This window comes from bacterium (assembly GCA_035380285.1).
Classification (GTDB): domain Bacteria; phylum Auribacterota; class Erginobacteria; order Erginobacterales; family DAOSXE01; genus DAOSXE01.
On the sequence record DAOSXE010000022.1, the window covers coordinates 1 to 16,567 of the forward strand.

Below are 16,567 nucleotides of genomic sequence, written 5' to 3' on the forward strand. Positions count from 1 at the left end.
CCCGAACCCAGGAGGCTGAATATGAAACGGATCGGGTTACTCTCCCTGGCGGCGGTCATGGCCGTCGGGGCGGCGACGGGCTTCTCGCAGCAGCACCGCGGGATGCGGTACGACCCCGAGAAGCTGCAGGAGAAACTGGGCCTGACCGACGAGCAGGCCGCTCAGATCAGGGAAGTGGAACACCGGTACGCTCTGGCCGCGGTGGACACGGGCGCGGCCATCGCCAAGGCCCGCCTGGAGTTCCGCGACGAGATGTCTTCGGCCACCCCCGACCTGGAGAAATGCCGTAGGCTGGCCGGCGTCATCTCCTCGGCCCAGGCCGACCAGAGCCGGGCCCAGCTGGAAAAACAGGTGACCATCCGGTCGATGCTCACTCCCGACCAGTGGAAGCAGTACATGAAGCTCAACCGTCCTTCCCGCCGCGGCGCCCGCGGTTCGGGCGAAGGACGGGGGCCGGGCGGAATGGCCGGCCGGATGTCCGGAGGCGGCATGGGCGGCGAGGGTTGCAGGGCCGCTGCCCCCGTCGAGGAATAACCGATACCCTCCCGGCGGCGGCGGCTTCGGCCGCCGCCGCTTTTTTATCGGTTCAGTTCCCGGCAGAGCCCCAGCACCGGCCCGGCCAGGCGGGTAAGGGAGGTTTCCATCTCCGAGTTCGATTCCGTGAACCGCTCGGCCTCGAAGATACGGCAGGGAAGCGCCAGGTTCCAGGAATACAGGTTCCCTTCCTTCAGCTTCTCCAGGCCTTTCCGGGCTTTTTCCCGGATGATTTCCCTGACCGAGGGGACTACCAGGAAATCGCGGATGGGGAAGACCGCCCGCACCGCGAAGTACCAGGCGATATCGGCGAAGACGCCCTCGTTCTCGGCGAGTTCCCCCAGGGGCCGGTCCAGTTCCCCTTCCAACAGCTTGCGGAAGTAAAGTTCCCGCCGGGTCGAGGTCCTTCCCCCCATCTCCAATCCGGCGCGCAGATGACGGCAGGTGAATAAGAGGGAAAAAGTGGGCTGTTCCACCTTTTTCAAGGCGGGGTCGGGTCGGAACGCCACCCAGATATAGCCCGAGGTCGGATTGACCCGGGAAATGGAGTCCAGCCAAACCCGGTATCCCGCGGCCCGGAGACGGTCTTCGAACCCCGGCGCCCAGTGCTCGATACGCGTGCGCAGGCGGGCCAGATCCCGGAAATCGCGGGGGGAAAGGGAGAGGTCGGGCGCCCCCCTTCTCAGGTTCAGGATCGGTTGTCCCAGGGTTTTTTCCAGGCGCGCCCATACTTCCGCGCTCGGCCCCCGGTCGGGGAGAGGAGGCGGGGCGGCGCCTTCCCGGGCGCACCGTTCCAGGGCCGCATTCACCAGCTTCGCCGCTTTTTCTTGGATGAAACCGGGAAGATAGCCGTCTTCCCAGCCCAGGAAGGGGGCGAGTTCGGCCGTCAGCTCCACGTCCTCGCCGGCTTCCCCGTTTTTCCCCAGGCGTCGGACGATCTCCGCCGCCAGGTGGGCGGCCGGACGGAACTGGCGGTAATGGGAAAGGACCAGGGCCCCCTCGGCCAGGGTTGCGATATCGGTGTTGTTCAGGGACTCGGACATGGGCGGCCGGGGATTTTCATGTACAATAGTAAGCACAGACGAATAAGTTCCCGTCAAGAGCAAAGTAGCCGCCCCGCCGCCGCCTCCCCCCGGTCGCGTTGACAGGAGCGGGGGCGGGTTATATAGTGCTGCATTGAATGACGCCGGCGCCGGAAGGGTTTCGACCGGGAGCGCGCCCGCTATCCCTCGGGAGGATACGAAGGATGAAACAGAACAGGGATCATGAACGAGGGCCGGGTCGGCCCCGTGAACCGGAACCGCCGCCGCCTGCCGGTGAAGAGACGGTGAGCATTTCCCGCGCCGACTACGAGCAGCTGATGACCAAGGCGGCCGAGGGGGAGGACTACCGGGAGCGGATGCTGCGGGCGTACGCCGACCTGGATAACGCCCGCAAACGGCTGGAAAAGGAAAAGGAGGAATACCTGACTTTCTCCAATCAGGACCTGGTCGCCGAGCTACTCCCGGTCCTGGACAATTTCCAGCGGGCGCTCAAGGTCTCCCAGGATGAGGGAGACACCGCTTCCTACCGCCAGGGGGTGGAGATGATCATGAAACAGCTCCTGGAGGCCCTTTCCCGCCAGGGCTTGGAGGAGATCGAATGCGGGGCCTGCCCCTTCGATCCTTTCCTGCATGAAGCGGTGGAACGGGTCGAGACCGCGGACCACCCCGACGGGACGATAGCGGACGAGATCCTGCGGGGGTATACCTTCAAGGGCAGGCTTCTGCGCCCGTCGGCGGTGAAGGTCTACTGGAACCCGGAGGAAGGGGGAGCCGGCGCGGAGGGGAACCCGGGGGGAGAATGACCAGGAGAGACTACTACGAGATCCTGGAGGTGGGGCGCGCGGCCAGCGGGGAAGAGATCAAGAAGTCGTATCGTCGCCTGGCCCTCCGTTTCCACCCCGACCGCAACCCCGGCGACCACGATGCCGAGAGCAGGTTCAAGGAGGTTTCGGAAGCCTACGAAGTGCTTTCCGATCCCTCCCGGCGGCGGATCTACGATCAGTTCGGCCATGACGGACTCAAGGGCAGGGGGTTCGGCTTCCACGACCCCGCGGACATCTTCCGGGAGTTTTTCGAAGGGTTCGGCGGCGGCATCTTCGGGGATATTTTCGGGTTCGGGCCCTCCCGCCGTTCGGCTCCGGCGCGCGGCGGCGACATCGATTATCAGATGGAGTTGGACCTAGCCGAAGTAGCGACCGGGGTTCAGAAAAAAATCGAGATCAGCCGCCGGGAAGCCTGTTCCCGCTGCGGGGGCACGGGGGCCGAACCGGGGACCCCGACCCCGCGCTGTTCCCGCTGCGGCGGAACGGGCCACCTCCGCCAGACGCGTCAGACGCTCTTCGGCATTTTCACCAGCGAAACCCCGTGTCCCCAGTGCGCGGGCAGGGGAACGGTCGCCGGCGAGTCGTGCCGGGAATGCGCCGGCCGGGGGTCGATCGAAAAACACGTCTCGATCGACGTCAAGGTCCCCCCCGGGGTGGAGACCGGTTCCATCCTCCGCCGCCGGGGCTCGGGAGAAGCCGGCGAAAGGGGAGGCCCTCCCGGGGACCTCAATATTCACATCCGGGTGAAGCCGCACGAGTTGTTCTCCCGGGAAGGCGACGACATCCACAGCGAGATCTCGATCTCTTTTCCCCTGGCGGCGCTGGGGGGAACGGTGGCCGTGCCCACCCTGGAGGGAGAGACCGAACTGAAGATCGTTCCCGGAACCCAACCGGGACACGATTTCCGGTTCCGCGGTCTGGGCATCCCTCGTCTCCATGGCTCGGGGCGCGGGGATCTCTACGTGCATGTCTCGGTCGAAACTCCCGCCGGCCTTACCGCCAAACAGAAAGAGCTGCTTCGCCGGTTCGACGAGACCCTCACCGAGCGGAACCGCCCTTCGGAGAAGGGGATTTTGGGAAAGGTCCGTCGTTTCATTCAGCGATGACCGTGCGCCGGATCTGCATCCCCCCGGGGGGGCGGCGGGGCGGGCGCCTGGTTTTCACCGGCGCCGACGCCCACTACCTGCGCGATGTCCTGCGCCTCTCCCGGGGCGACCGGATCGTAGGGTTCGACGGTAACGGGGAGGAAAGCGAAGCCGAGATCGCGGAGGTCGCCCCCGGGCGGGTGACCGCGGCGGTGATCGGCACCGCGCTCCGCCCCTCCGGCCGACCTTACCGGGTCGACCTGGCCCAGGCGTTGCTCAAGGGGGGGAACACCGAAACGGTCCTGAGGCAGGCCACGGAATTGGGCATAGACGGCTTCATCCCCCTGGTCGCCGGCAACTGCGTCGCCGTTCCGGGGCGGGACCCGGCGCGGAAAATCGAACGTTGGAACCGCATCGCCCGCGAAGCGGCCCGGCAATCGGGGCGGGCCCGTCTCCCGCGGATCCGACCTCCGATCGGGTTGGCCGAACTCCTCGAAGCCGCTCGGGATTGGGACTTGCTTCTGGTCGCCCGGGGAGCGTCCGACCGGCCGTTGTCGGCGGCGGTCGAACCCGGTCTGCGCCCCCGCCGCGTTCTCCTGATGGTGGGGCCGGAAGGGGGGTTCGAACCCGGGGAGATCTCCGCCGCCGCCGGCGCCGGCGCCGTCTTTTTTTCCCTGGGGCCTTACACCCTCCGGGCGGTTACCGCCCCGGTGGCGGCGCTGGCGGCTGTGCACGAAAGGTTTTTCCGGCGGGAGCCATGACCGGGCGGTTTAAAATCGTGACCCAGGGTTGCAAGGTCAACCAGTACGAAAGCCAGACCGTCCGGGAGGCTCTGACCGCTTCGGGGTGGACCGAGGGGGGGGGAGATCCGGATTTGATCGTTCTCAACACCTGCGCCGTGACCGAACGCGCCGAGGCGAAGTGCCGGAAGCTGGTTCGAGGCCTCCGGCGCCGGCACCCGGCCGCGCGTTTTTTCATCGCCGGCTGCGGAAGTCGGTTGGCCCGGGACCGGGGACGCCCCCTGGAGGAACTGGTCGGTCCCGGGTCGATTCAGGCCCGCCTTCCCGCCCCGGCCGCCCGTTCCATCAGCCGTTTCGAGGGGCGCCACCGGGCCTTTCTCAAAGTTCAGGACGGTTGCGACTCCTTCTGCAGTTACTGCGTCATCCCCTATCTCCGCGGCCCTTCCCGGAGCCGCGCCGTCGCCGAGGTCAGGGAGGAAGCGGCGCGCCTGGCCGAGGGGGGGTACCGCGAGCTGGTCCTGGTCGGGATCCACCTCGGTCGCTACGGAGCCGACCTGCCCGTTCCCGTAGCCCTGGAAGACCTGGTCGAGGAACTGCTGTCGCTCCCCGGCGGCTTCCGTCTTCGGCTGAGTTCGATCGAGCCCATGGAGGTGAGTCCCCGGCTGATCGAGCTGCTGTCCGCGGCGGAACGGATCTGCCCCCACCTGCATATCCCCCTTCAAAGCGGGTCGGACCGGGTACTGCGGCGGATGAACCGGCACTACCGCGCCGGGGAGTTTCTGGCCCTGATCGGTTCGCTGCGCCGGGCCGTCCCGGGCATTGCCTTGAGCACGGACGTGATGGCCGGTTTCCCGGGGGAAGAGGTGCCGGACTTCCGCCGGACCCTGCTGACGCTGGACGCGGCCGGTTTCAGCCGCGTGCATTGTTTCCCCTACAGCCCCCGCCCGGGGACGGCCGCGTCCGCGTGGGCCGCCCCTCCCGGCGAAGAGATATCGCGACGGATGGCGGCCCTGGAGGCCCGGGCGGCCCGAGCCGCCCGAACCTACCGCCGCTCCCGGATCGGCCGGGAGGGGGTGGCCCTCTGGGAGGGCGTCGATCGCCTGGGGCGCCCGCGGGGAACGGACGAATACTACCAGAAAGTGACTCTGATCTCGGGAAGGGGGCGCCCCGGTTCCCTGGCCCCGGTCCGGGTGGTGGCGGAGGAGGAGGACGGCTGTCTGGTCGAACCCCTCGTTCCCCCGGGGGACGACGGGCTTTAAATGGTGGCGGAAGCCCGGCTAATATGGTAGGTACACTTGCCTACTGCAGGAGGGCGGATGAGATTAATCGAGCTTTACCGCCGGGCCCTGGAGATAGGGGCGGCGGCCGATCCCCGGGGTCCCGAGGGGATCGAGGCTTTCCTGGGACGCGTGGCCCGGGAGTACGAGAAACTCGATCCCCGGGAGATGGGCCGCTTCGATTCCGAACGGCTGTCCAACCCCTACGCCGACACCCGGATCCTCTGCGGGGACCCGGAGACGGAGGTGCGGGGAGTGATGGTCGGGATCGACGTCGAGGTGGGGGAAGTGCTCCTGGCCGACCGCCTGCGCGACCGCGGCCGGCGGATCGATCTGCTCCTGGCCCACCATCCCGAGGGGACGGGGATGTCGGGTTTTTTCCGGGTAATCGGCATGCAGGCCGATATGCTCCACCGCGGCGGGGTCCCGATCAACGTGGCCGAAGCCCTGGTCGCCGAGCGCTCCGGCGAAGTGGAGCGGAGGTTCCTCCCCGCCAACGCCGAACGGGCGGTGGATGCCGCCCGCCTCCTGGGAATCCCCTTCGCCTGTTTTCACACCCCGGCCGACAACTGCGTGAATTCCTTTCTGCAGGCCCTGATCGACGGCCGGACCCCGTCGGACCTCGCCGGACTGGTGGACCTGCTTCTGGAAATCCCGGAGTATGCCGCCGCCGCGGCATCCCCTCCGCGGGTGGTCGCGGGGGAGGCGGGGCGCCGCCCCGGGAGGATCGTCGTGGAGATGACGGGGGGGACGGAAGGGTCTCTCCGTGCTCCGGAAGCTCTGGTGGGGGCCGGGGTCGGCACCGCGGTGGTCATGCATGTCAGCGAGAAGTACCTCAAAGCCGCGCGGAAGCATCATCTCAACCTCGTGGTCGCGGGCCATATCGCCAGCGACAGCCTGGGAATGAATTTGCTCCTCGACCGTTTGGGAGGGGAGGGGGCTTTCGAAATCACGCCTTGCTCGGGTTTTCGGAGAATAGCCCGGTGACAGGGCTTCGTCGCTCCCCCCGGTGAAGATAACCCCCGACATCATCGACCTGGTCAAATCCAGCATCGACATCGTGGACGTCGTTTCCGATTATTTCCCGCTCAAGCGCAGCGGCCGCAACTACAAGGCCCTCTGCCCCTTTCACCAGGAAAAGACGCCCTCCTTCATGGTCAACGCCGACCGCCAGATCTTCCGCTGTTTCGGTTGCGGCGCCGGCGGCGACGTGATCGAGTTCGTCATGAAGCAGGAAGGCTATTCCTTCATGGAAGCCTTGCGCGCCCTGGCGGAGCGGGGAAGGGTGTCCCTCCCCGAAACCACCCCCGAGAACGCCTCCCGTCGCGAGCGGCTGCTGCGGCTCCATGAAACCGCCGCCGGGTTTTATCACTGGGTTCTGACCAAGTCCGACCGGGGCCGGGCGGGGCGGGAGTACCTGGAAGCCCGGGGTTTCGACCGGGCGTGCGCCCAGGATTTCCAGCTCGGGTACGCCCTCCCCGGGTGGGATTCGTTTCTCAAGCACGCCCACCGCCGCGGATTCCGTGACGAGGAGCTGGTCGAGGGCGGCTTGGCCGTCCGCAACGAACAGGGGCGGGTCTATGACCGGTTTCGGGGGCGCCTGATCATCCCCATCCGCGATCCCCGGGGCCGGGTGATCGCGTTCGGGGCCCGGGTTCTGGGCGAGGCCGACGACGCGCCCAAGTACATCAATTCCCCCGAAAGTCCCCTCTTCCAGAAAGGGCGCGTCCTCTTCGGGCTCGACCGGGCCCGCCGCGCCATCGACGAGGCCGGGGAAGTCATTCTCGGGGAGGGTTACCTGGACGTGATCCGTGCCCACCGGGCCGGGATCTCGACCATGGTCTGCTCCCAGGGAACCGCCTTTACCCCCGACCAGGCTTTGCTTCTGCGCCGCCATGCGGAGCGGGTGGTTACCGCGTTCGACGCCGACGCGGCCGGCCAGGCCGCTTCGCTGCGGGGTCTGGATATCTTTCTGGAGAAGAATTTCGAAGTCAGGATCGCGCTGATGCCCGCCGGTCACGATCCTGACAGTTTCATCCGGGACCGGGGCGGCGAAGCCTTTCTCCGGCTGGCGGCGGCGGGGATACCCCTCCTCGACTACAAGCTGGAGCGGCTCTGCGCCTGCGAAGACATCGCTTCGCCCGCGGGGAAGCGCCGGGTGGCCCACGCCATGCTCGAAACCGTCCGCCGGGTGGAGAGCCCGATGCTGCGGGAAACCTACTTGAAACGGATCGCGGCTCGCCTCGGGGTTTCGGAGCAGGCCCTGGTCCGGGAGGGGGAGGGCCTTCCCGGGGCCGCCCCGATCCGCCCCCCGCGCCGGGACGGGGTCTCCCCCCGGGAAAAGGGCGACAAATTCGAGCGGAATCTCTTGAAAATATTACTCCACCACGATAGCATTGCTGTCTTTGCGGAAAATGACTTGGACCCCCGAGACTTCTCCCCCGGGCTGCGCCATCTGGTGGAGCGGATGGTGGATCTGATCCGGGAGAAGAAGTTCCCTCTGGCGCGCCAGCTGCCGCTGGTGGTGCGCGAAGAAGGGGAACAGTCACTGGTTTCGGCGTGGCTTTTCGACGAAACGCCGCCGGCGCCGGCGCGCGGGGAAGTGGGCGATTACCTCTGTTTCCTCAAACGTCGGAGCCTGTCGGAGCGCTCGCGGGTCTTGGAAGAAGAGATCGAACGGGTGGAAAAACAGGGTGGAGATATCGCCGGACTGCAAAAAGACCGGATGGCCCTCGACCGGCTCCTGCGCGCATTGCCCAGGGAATTCAGGGAGAGGTACGAAGAAAAATCATGAGCGCCCTTGAAGACAAGAACGAACGGCTGAAACGCCTCATCGAGCTTGGCGAGGACAAGGGGTTTCTCACCCTCGCCGACCTCAGCACGGAATTTCCCGAAGAGCTGATCAGCCCCGACGAGATGAAGGACATCCGGTCCTTCGTCCAGGGGATGGGGATCGAGATTCTCGAGGTATCCGGGAGCGCGGGCGAAAGCGAAAGCTCGTCGGAAAAAGCCGAGGGCGCCCCCTACGACATCATCGACGATCCCGTCCGCATGTACCTGCGGCAGATGGGGCAGGTGCCCCTCCTCAGCCGGGAGCAGGAAGTCGAGATTTCCAAGCGGATCGAGAAGGCCGAGGCCGCCGTCTACCGGCTGACCCTGATGATGGGCGTGACTCCCCGCGAGATCGGCAACCTGGCCCGTCGGCTCCTGAGCGGAAAGGAGCGGTTCGACCGGATCGTGGTCGAGAAAAAAGGAATGAGCCGCGAGAACTACCTGGAAAAACTGCCCGCCTGGATGGAGGAGATCAGGGTGCTCCAGGATAAGATCCGGGCGAGGTTCAACCGCTACAGCGCCCTGCGCAGCCACGCCGAGCGGATCGCCCGCCTCGACGACCAGATCCGGAGAAGGCTGGCCCGCGCCCGCGAACGGGTGGAGGAGAGCGGCTTTTCCGAGGCCGACCCCTCCCGGATTTTCCCGGCATTCGCCCCGGACCGGATCGTCGCCGGGGTCAGGGAGATCGCCGCTTCCCTTAAGGACGAGAAGATGCCCCCGGCCTGGGAAGAAGCGGCCCGCATCGCCGATGCGATCGAGCGGGAACTGGCCGCCGCCGTCGGCGTGGCCGACGCCTCCAGGAGTATCGATCAGATTTCGACCAAGCTGGCCCGAATCTATTTCGACGCCCGCCGCCGGGTCAAGCCCCTGGGGTTGAGGACCCGGGATTTCGAGAGGATATTTCCCCCGGAATCCCTCTCCGAAACGATGAAAAACGTCACCGCTCTTCTCGGGGAGCTGCCCCCGGCGGTCCTGGAAAGCGCCCCGGGGGCGAAGGTCCTGGCCCTCGCCGCCGCCGCCCGGGAAGAAGCCGTTTTTCTGGAAGGGGTTCGGGAGGAGGAGAAGAAACTTCCCGGTCGCCGCGACCAGGTGAGGAAGGAACAGGCGGAGCTGGAAGAACGGTTCGCGAAGCTGGGTTTCGAGCTCCGGGACCTGCGCCGCGTCTTCAAGAAAAAATCGACTCCGGCCCAGGTGGCCGCCGCCGCCCTCAAGTGCCTGGAAGGCGGCCCCGGCCGCGCCCGGGACATCGAGCGGGCGCGCCGGGCGGTGGAACGGTTCCGGGACTCCTCGGCGGCGGTCGCCGCCGTCTCGGACGCTTTGCGTTCCGCCCCCCGCCGCCAGGAGAAGCTGGAACGTTCGGTCGAGGATATCAGGAAGAAACTTCTGGCCGCCGGAGTGGAGCCGGCCCGTGTCCGGGAGGCTTTCCCGGAACACGATTACCGCCGGACCCAGGCGGGTTTGACCCGGCTTCTGGGCCGGTTGGGCGGGAATCCGGTCGCGGCCGATGCGCTCGCACCCCTGGCCGAATCCATGGAGGAGAACCTCCGGGAACTGGAGGCGATCGAGGCCGATTTCGGAGGCGAATCCGGGCGGGAGGAAAGGATCCGGGAGCTGATCTTCGGGATTTGGAACCAACTGACCATGGCCGGTCTGGCGGCCCATCAGGGAAAACTCTTCCCGGGATACGATCCCGCCGCCGCCGGGACGCTGCTGGCGGCCGCCGCCGCCAAGGCCGCCAAGCGCAAGGGGATGGCCCGTCTCGCCTCGGAACTGAAAAAGACGGTTTCCGCCAACCGGAAGGACCTCAAGATACTGGAAGGCCTGCGCAAGGAGGAGGGGAAACGGGAGCGGGAACGGGAGGAACTCGACCGGCTCAACGCGGGCATGTTCGAACTGCTGAAAAACTTTTCATTCCGGCAGAATATCGTCGAAGACCTCTTCATCCCCATCGCCCGGCTCCACCTGCGGGTGGACGAGGCGCTGCGGACGATCAAGGCCTGCGAGGCCCGGACTTCCCGTTCCGCGGCGGCGCGGAACGAGCTCAAGAACGAGCGCCGGAAACTGCGGCGGATGGAACAGAGCATCCTCATGACCATCGACGAGTTCCAGGCCTCCTACCGTGATCTCCGCGCGGCCCTGGCGGAGGTCAGGCGCGCCAAGGGAGAGATGGTCGAGGCCAACCTCCGCCTGGTCATCAGCATCGCCAAGAAATACACCAACCGTGGGCTCTCCTTCCTCGATTTGATCCAGGAAGGGAACATGGGCCTGATGAAGGCGGTCGACAAGTTCGAATACCGCCGGGGGTTCAAGTTTTCCACCTACGCCACCTGGTGGATCCGCCAGGCGATCACCCGGGCCATCGCCGACCAGGCCCGGACCATCCGCATCCCCGTGCACATGATCGAGACCATCAACAAGTTGATGCGGGTTTCCAAGAAACTTCTCCAGGAGACCGGAAGGGAGCCTTCCCCGGAGGAACTGGCGGAGGAAATGGATATCATGGTGGAGAAGGTCAGGGGCATCCTCAAGATCGCCCAGCACCCGATCTCGCTCCAGACCCCGGTCGGGGACAAGGAAGACAGCCAATTCGGGGACTTCATCGAGGACAAAGGGGCCGAATCCCCGGCCGAGGCCACCAGTTACGTACTCCTCCGGGAGCAGATCCGCCAGGTGCTCAAGACCTTGACCGGCCGGGAAGCCGAGGTCCTCAAACTCCGCTTCGGGATCGAGGACGGTTCTCCGCGGACCCTGGAGGAGGTGGGGAAGATCTTCAACGTCACTCGGGAGCGGGTCCGCCAGATAGAAGCCAAAGCCTTGCGCAAGATGCGCCACCCCACCCGCGCCCGGAAACTCCAGGGTTTTCTCGAATTCGCCGAGGGCGACGGGATGACCGAAACCATCTGGGATATCTGATACGCCCCGCCGCCGGTGAAAGGGGCGCCGATACTGAAATCCTTCCTGCCCCCGGCCGCCCTGGCGGCCGTCTTGTTCCTGCTGCGGGCCGCGCTCCGGGCCCCCGAGCCGGTCCCGTCCGCCGCTCCCCCCCTGGAGGAGGTCCGCCGGATCTTTCCCGGAGCCGCCCGGGTCTTCCCGGGCCCGGCGGAGCGTTTCGGCGTCGAGAACTCCGGCGGCGTCCCGCTGGGGACCGTGATCGACGCCACCGCCGCCGCCGCCCGGTGCCCGGGGTACGGCGGCCCGGTTCCCCTTCTGATCGGCGTGGACCCGGATGGGTGCGTCTGCGGAGTATCGCTTTTGTCCAACCGGGAGACGCCCGCCTACCGCGACTTCGCGGTCGAGCGGGGTTTGCTGGATTCCTGGAACGGGGTTCCCGGCGACGAGGCGGCGCGTCTCGACGTCGAGGCCGTCAGCGGCGCCACCATCACCAGTTCGGCCGTCATCGCCACCGTCCGTTCCGGGCTTTCCGGGGCCGGTCCGGCCCCGGACATGCTTCGTCGGGCGCCCGCGCCCTGGCCGGCCTGGCTGGCGCTGGCGCTCAATCTGGCGGTCTTTTTCCTCCCCCGGACGCCCGGGAAAATCCGGTTCGCGGTTTCGGCCGCCACCTTCGCGGTTCTCGGAGTCTGGAGCGGGGGCCTGCTTTCCCTGGAGCTGGCGCGCCGCTGGTTGGTCGGCGAACCCGGGAACGCCTCGCACCCCCTGGCCGTGTTCCTCCTTGCCGCGGCGGCGGTCTCGGTCGCCGTCAACCTGGCCACCGGCCGCAATTTCTACTGCGCCCGGCTCTGCCCCTTCGGCGCGGCGCAGGACCTGGTCCGGAAAGCGGGGCCTTCTCCGCGGGCGGTTTCGGCAAAACCGTTCCGGGCCGCCCGGAGCCTCCGGATGATCTTCCTGGCGGCGGCCGCCGCCGCCCTCCTGGCGGGCTGGGAGGGGGACCTGGCCGGGTTCGAGCCCTTCGCGGCGTTTCGCCCCCCCGCCGCCCCCCTCTCCAGCCTGATTCTGGCCGGCTCTTTCCTGCTCCTGTCCTTCTTCGTCCCCCGTCCCTGGTGCCGTTCCCTCTGCCCCACCGGCGCGCTCTTTCAGATCCTGGCCCGCCGCCGCCCCCGGAACGATTCCGGGGAGGAGCGGCCCTCTTCCTGAAGGCTCTCCCGGGCGGCCGACGCGTTCTGGCATCCGCGCGGGGAATCGGGTATTCTGTTCGCCCATGATGACGGTAACGATCATTTTTTTCCTGCTCCACCTGGCCGCCAACGCCTGGCTGGTCTGGAATTTTTTCGCCCTCATCCGTCCCCGGGGGAAAGGCAGGCTGCTTTTCTGGGCGGCGGCCGCGGTCGCGGTTCTGGCTTATCCGCTCCCCCGGGTGGCTTCCGGAGTCCTTGGGCCCGATCTCAGCCTCTTCCTGGCCTCCCTGGGGGCGGCTTGGTACGGGTACGTGTGGTATCTCTCCCTGGCGTTTGTCGTCCTGCGGCTGGGCCTGCTCGGGGCCCGGGTCCTGGGGCGTACATGGACGCCGGGCCCCGGGCTGGGGCGCCGCCTGGCCGCGGTTCTCTTCCTGGCGGTCACCCTGCTGCTGGCGGCGGGGGCCCGCAACGCCGCCCGGGTCCGGATTACCGAGCAGCGCGTCGCGCTCGCCCCCGGCTGCGGCCCCCTGCGCCGGGTGCGCATCGCCGCCGTCTCCGACATTCACCTGGGCCTGCTCGTGGGGCCGGCCCATCTCTGCCGGATCGCGGCCGCCGTGAAGTCGGTCCACCCCGACCTGGTGGTCATTATCGGTGACACCCTGGACAGCCATATCCGCATCGACAACTCCGACGAGTTCCGCCGCGTGCTTTCCCGGATTCGCGCCCCCCTCGGGGTCTATGCCGTCCTCGGCAACCACGAGTACCTTTCCGGGGCGGAGGCCGCCCGGGCCTTCCTCGAATCGTGCGGGATCCGGGTGCTCCGCGACCAGGCGGTGCTGGTGGCCGATAGTTTTTATCTGGCGGGCCGGGACGATTACGCGCGGGGCTGGTTCGGTTTCGACCGCACCCCCCTGGCGGCGGTGCTGGAGGGAACGGATCCGGCCTGCCCGGTGGTCCTGCTCGACCACCAGCCGGCGGAAAGCCGGGTCGCGGAGGCGGCGTCCGCCGGGGTGGGACTGATGCTTTCCGGGCATATCCACCGGGGACAGCTCTCCCCGTTCGAGTGCCTGGTCGGGCTCTTCTTCCCGTATATCTACGGGGAATACCGGGTGGGGGAGATGACGCTGCTCGTCACCAGCGGCGCCGGCTACTGGGGGCCGCCGGTCCGGATCGGCAACCGGCCCGAGGTGATGCTGGTAACCGTCGAGTTCGGGCAGGAGTAAGAGGAGCGGCCTTCAGGGGGCCGCCGGAGCTTCCCGGACCGGGGGGGAGAACGTACCCTCCACCCACCGTCCGAAGCGGTTGAAGTGCCCGGGGGTCCAGGTCCGGCCCGGCACTTCCTCGATCCAGCGCCCCGGGATCCAGGCCCCCCGCGCCATCCGCCCCCCCACCCAGATCCGTCCGGGGGGCCTCGGCCCCGAGGGCTCCCAGTACCCGGGGACCCAGCCGCCGTCCTTCCAGGGGCGCCCTTCCACCCAGCGGTAACCGGTCTTGGTCTCCGGCCGCTTATGCCCGGGGATGACGATCCCCGAGGGGAGGACCCGGTCCCCCGTTCCGACCGCCGGCCGGGATGGGGACGGAACCGCCGCCAAGGCGCCCAGAACCACCGTTATCGAGACGAACCCGCGCATCCTGCTTCAAGTTTATTCCCGGGAATAGTATTATGCAACCTCGTCCCCCCGCGGGGGCGGAACCCGGGAGGACCCCGATGAGAGACCCGAGACAGAAAAAATTGGCCCGGATCCTGGTGGAGTATTCCACCGCCGTCGCGCCCGGCGACGTGGTCATGCTCCAGTACCAGGACGGGACCCCGGTGGAGTTCGTCCGGGAAATCCAAACCGCGGCCCTGAAGCGCGGGGCCCGCTGCGTCCGGCCGGTTGCGGTCAACGAAGAGCTGGAGGAAAATTTCTACCGGGCCGCCTCCCCGGCCGCCCTGGAGTATTTCCCGACGCACGAACTCGCCTTCATGAAGGCGGCCCAGGTCTATATCGGGATCGGCGCCCCCCGCAACAGCCGCGCCCTCAGCGGGGTTCCCGCCGGGGTGCTCGGGGCGCGCCAGCGGTTGCTCCGGCCCATCCTCGACCGCCGGGTCAACCACACCCGCTGGGTGGTGACCAGGTATCCCACCCCGGCCCAGGCCCAGGACGCCGGGATGAGCCTCGCCGACCTCGAGGATTTTTATTTCCGGGCCTGCCTGGTCGACTGGGCCCGGATCCGGGACCGCCAGGAACCCCTGAGGCGGCTGCTGGCGTCCGCCTCCGCGGTCTCCATCAAAGCGCCTGATACCGACCTGCGTTTCTCCGTGGCCGGGATGGGGGCGGTCAGCTGTCACGGCGACCGCAATATGCCCGACGGCGAGGTCTACACCGCGCCGGTGGCGGGAAGCGTCGAGGGGACGATCGTGTTCAACACCGTCTGCGAGCGGCAGAGCCGTCTGGTCGTCAACCCGCGCCTGGTCTTTAAAAAAGGCCGGGTCGTGGAGTGCGGGGCCGACCGGGGCGCGGTCGATCTGGAGGCCATCCTCTCCGTCGATTCCGGGGCCCGGGTGCCCGGCGAGTTTTCGTTCGGGTTGAACCGGCGGATCCGCCGCCCGACCGGCAACACCCTCTTCGACGAGAAGATAGCCGGGTCCGTCCACCTGGCCCTGGGGTCCGCCTACGAGGACTGCGACAACGGGAACCGCTCCGCCCTCCACTGGGACCTGGTCCGACTCTGCTCCGACGCCGAGATCCGTTTGGACGGGGTCCTGGTCCAGGCCCGGGGGCGTTTCCTCCTCCCCGAACTCGCTCCCTTGAACCGGATGGGATGAGCCCTTCGGCCACAGAAAGGGCGCCGAGCCCGGAACTTGCCGTGGCCGAAGCCGCGGCCCGCGCCGCCGGTGCCGTCATCCGCCGGGGTTTCGCCCGCCCGGCCAGGATCGCCCACAAAGGCCGGGTCGATATCGTCACCGAAATCGACCTGGCCGCCGAACGGGAGATACTCCAGGTCATCGGCGACGCTTTTCCCGACGACGGGATCGTGACCGAGGAGGCGGGGGCGAGGGAAGGGCGGGGCGACCGCTGCTGGCTGGTCGACCCCCTCGACGGCACCACCAACTTCGCCCACGGTTATCCCCAGTGCTCGGTCTCCGTGGCCCTCGTCGACCGCTCCGGCCCGGCGCTGGGGGTGGTGTACGATCCGCTCCGCGACGAGCTGTTCCGCGCCGTCCGCGGCGCGGGCGCGGTTTTGAACGGGACGCCCCTGGCGGTAACCGGCGTCACCCTCCTGGAAGAGGCGCTCCTGGCCACCGGTTTCCCCTACGAGCTCTCTCATCGGGCCTCGGCGCTGGCCCTGGCGGGAGCGTTCCTCCCCCGGATCATGGGGCTCCGCCGGGACGGGTCCGCCGCCCTCAACCTGGCCTGGGTCGCGGCCGGCCGCCTCGACGGATACTGGGAGTTCAGCATCCGGGCCTGGGATATCGCCGCCGGGTCTTTGCTGGTTGAGGAAGCCGGCGGCCGGGTCAGCGGTTTCCGGGGGGAGCGCCTCGACCTGGAAAAGCGCGCCGTGGTCGCCGCCAATCCGGTCCTGCACGGCCTGATGGTGGAGATCATCGGCGGTTCGGGATTTTGCCTGCCCCGGTATTGAGCAATTGCGGCGCCGATTTCGTATAATACAGGGTAAACGCGTTCATCGAGGAGGTCGCGATGATTGGTAAAAAGCGGGTTTCGGCCGTGGTGCTGGCCCTGGGACTCATGATCCCGCTGGCTCTGCCGTCCTCCGGGGCGCAGGGAGCGATGGTCCCCTCGCGGGGGACTCACGGGGGGGCGTCGGCCCCGGCGCTCGTCGCTTCCGGGTACGAAGCGCGGGTGCTGGCGGGGGGCGAGGACCCCAAGGGGCCGCTGGCGTCCAACGAGGCCGTGGCCATCATCCTGACCATCCTCATGGTGGGAGCGGTCATCGGATATATCGCCTATCAGCAGTGAGGGGGTGGGGAAGGGGGGAGCGTGGAGCATAGGGCAGAGGGGAGGGTTGGCCACAAGAGGCGCAAGAGGCACAGAGGATTTAAGGGGATGAATACGGCCTGGGAATGCCGGGCTCTATGCTCTATACCTGCCCTCCTGAACCCTGAACCCTTTCCCCCTCCCCAATCAGAGAAATCAGGTGCTGAACTCTCCAGGGG

General features: G+C 67.6%; 14 protein-coding genes and 2 pseudogenes. 14 read left to right on the forward strand and 2 right to left on the reverse strand.

From position 1 onward, the window contains the following. Window positions 1-21: 21 nt before the first annotated feature. Window positions 22-534, forward strand: coding sequence for a periplasmic heavy metal sensor (locus PLZ73_09110; protein HOO78034.1), 513 nt, complete (start codon window positions 22-24; stop codon window positions 532-534). A 44-nt stretch (window positions 535-578) separates the two neighbouring features. Here PLZ73_09110 and PLZ73_09115 read toward each other — a convergent pair whose 3' ends face one another. Continuing rightward, window positions 579-1,577: a hypothetical protein gene (locus PLZ73_09115; protein ID HOO78035.1), complete on the reverse strand. Its 999-nt coding sequence runs from the start codon at window positions 1,575-1,577 to the stop codon at window positions 579-581. Window positions 1,578-1,861: 284 nt separating this feature from the next. Here PLZ73_09115 and grpE point away from each other — a divergent pair, with 284 nt between their 5' ends. The 10 genes and pseudogenes from grpE (at window position 1,862) to PLZ73_09165 (ending at window position 13,631) form a co-directional block, all read left to right on the forward strand. After that, the gene (gene grpE / locus PLZ73_09120; protein HOO78036.1) at window positions 1,862-2,380 is read left to right on the forward strand and encodes a nucleotide exchange factor GrpE; all 519 of its coding nucleotides are present in this window, start codon (window positions 1,862-1,864) and stop codon (window positions 2,378-2,380) included. Then, entirely contained in the window at window positions 2,377-3,507 is a 1,131-nt protein-coding gene (dnaJ, locus tag PLZ73_09125) for a molecular chaperone DnaJ (protein ID HOO78037.1), read from the forward strand. The genes grpE and dnaJ overlap by 4 nt, the downstream gene beginning before the upstream one ends. 2 nt (window positions 3,508-3,509) lie before the next feature. Then, window positions 3,510-4,247, forward strand: a complete 738-nt coding sequence (locus PLZ73_09130; GenBank protein ID HOO78038.1) for an RsmE family RNA methyltransferase — start codon at window positions 3,510-3,512, stop codon at window positions 4,245-4,247. Next, window positions 4,244-5,485 carry a MiaB/RimO family radical SAM methylthiotransferase gene (locus PLZ73_09135; protein ID HOO78039.1) on the forward strand — a complete coding sequence of 414 codons (1,242 nt, stop codon included), beginning with the start codon at window positions 4,244-4,246 and terminating at the stop codon, window positions 5,483-5,485. Before PLZ73_09130 ends, PLZ73_09135 begins: the two co-directional genes overlap by 4 nt. Window positions 5,486-5,542: 57 nt before the next feature. Continuing rightward, window positions 5,543-6,490: an NGG1p interacting factor NIF3 gene (locus PLZ73_09140; GenBank protein HOO78040.1), complete on the forward strand. Its 948-nt coding sequence runs from the start codon at window positions 5,543-5,545 to the stop codon at window positions 6,488-6,490. A 22-nt stretch (window positions 6,491-6,512) separates the two neighbouring features. Next, window positions 6,513-8,297 (forward strand): DNA primase, encoded by a 1,785-nt coding sequence (dnaG, locus tag PLZ73_09145; protein HOO78041.1) that lies wholly within the window; start codon window positions 6,513-6,515, stop codon window positions 8,295-8,297. Further along, window positions 8,294-8,620, forward strand: a pseudogene (locus PLZ73_09150) (RNA polymerase sigma factor region1.1 domain-containing protein). Before dnaG ends, PLZ73_09150 begins: the two are co-directional and overlap by 4 nt. Before the next feature lie 1,767 nt (window positions 8,621-10,387). Next, a pseudogene (gene rpoD / locus PLZ73_09155) lies at window positions 10,388-11,248 on the forward strand (RNA polymerase sigma factor RpoD). 15 nt (window positions 11,249-11,263) lie between these two features. Continuing rightward, a complete protein-coding gene (locus PLZ73_09160) occupies window positions 11,264-12,427 on the forward strand; it encodes a 4Fe-4S binding protein (GenBank protein ID HOO78042.1) in 1,164 nt (387 codons plus the stop codon). Window positions 12,428-12,491: 64 nt separating this feature from the next. Continuing rightward, the gene (locus tag PLZ73_09165) at window positions 12,492-13,631 is read left to right on the forward strand and encodes a metallophosphoesterase (GenBank protein HOO78043.1); all 1,140 of its coding nucleotides are present in this window, start codon (window positions 12,492-12,494) and stop codon (window positions 13,629-13,631) included. A gap of 12 nt (window positions 13,632-13,643) precedes the next feature. Here PLZ73_09165 and PLZ73_09170 read toward each other — a convergent pair whose 3' ends face one another. Continuing rightward, entirely contained in the window at window positions 13,644-14,039 is a 396-nt protein-coding gene (locus PLZ73_09170; protein HOO78044.1) for a hypothetical protein, read from the reverse strand. Between the two features lie 77 nt (window positions 14,040-14,116). On the opposite strand from PLZ73_09170, the gene PLZ73_09175 reads away from it, so the two are divergent. From PLZ73_09175 to PLZ73_09185, 3 genes are read left to right on the forward strand one after another with little or no spacing between them, the layout of a single operon-like run. Beyond that, complete coding sequence (locus PLZ73_09175; GenBank protein ID HOO78045.1) at window positions 14,117-15,217, forward strand: aminopeptidase; 1,101 nt, start codon at window positions 14,117-14,119, stop codon at window positions 15,215-15,217. Between the two features lie 41 nt (window positions 15,218-15,258). Then, on the forward strand, window positions 15,259-16,032 hold the full coding sequence (locus tag PLZ73_09180; GenBank protein ID HOO78046.1) for an inositol monophosphatase family protein: 774 nt from the start codon (window positions 15,259-15,261) through the stop codon (window positions 16,030-16,032). Between the two features lie 59 nt (window positions 16,033-16,091). After that, the gene (locus tag PLZ73_09185; protein ID HOO78047.1) at window positions 16,092-16,370 is read left to right on the forward strand and encodes a hypothetical protein; all 279 of its coding nucleotides are present in this window, start codon (window positions 16,092-16,094) and stop codon (window positions 16,368-16,370) included. Window positions 16,371-16,567 lie beyond the last annotated feature (197 nt).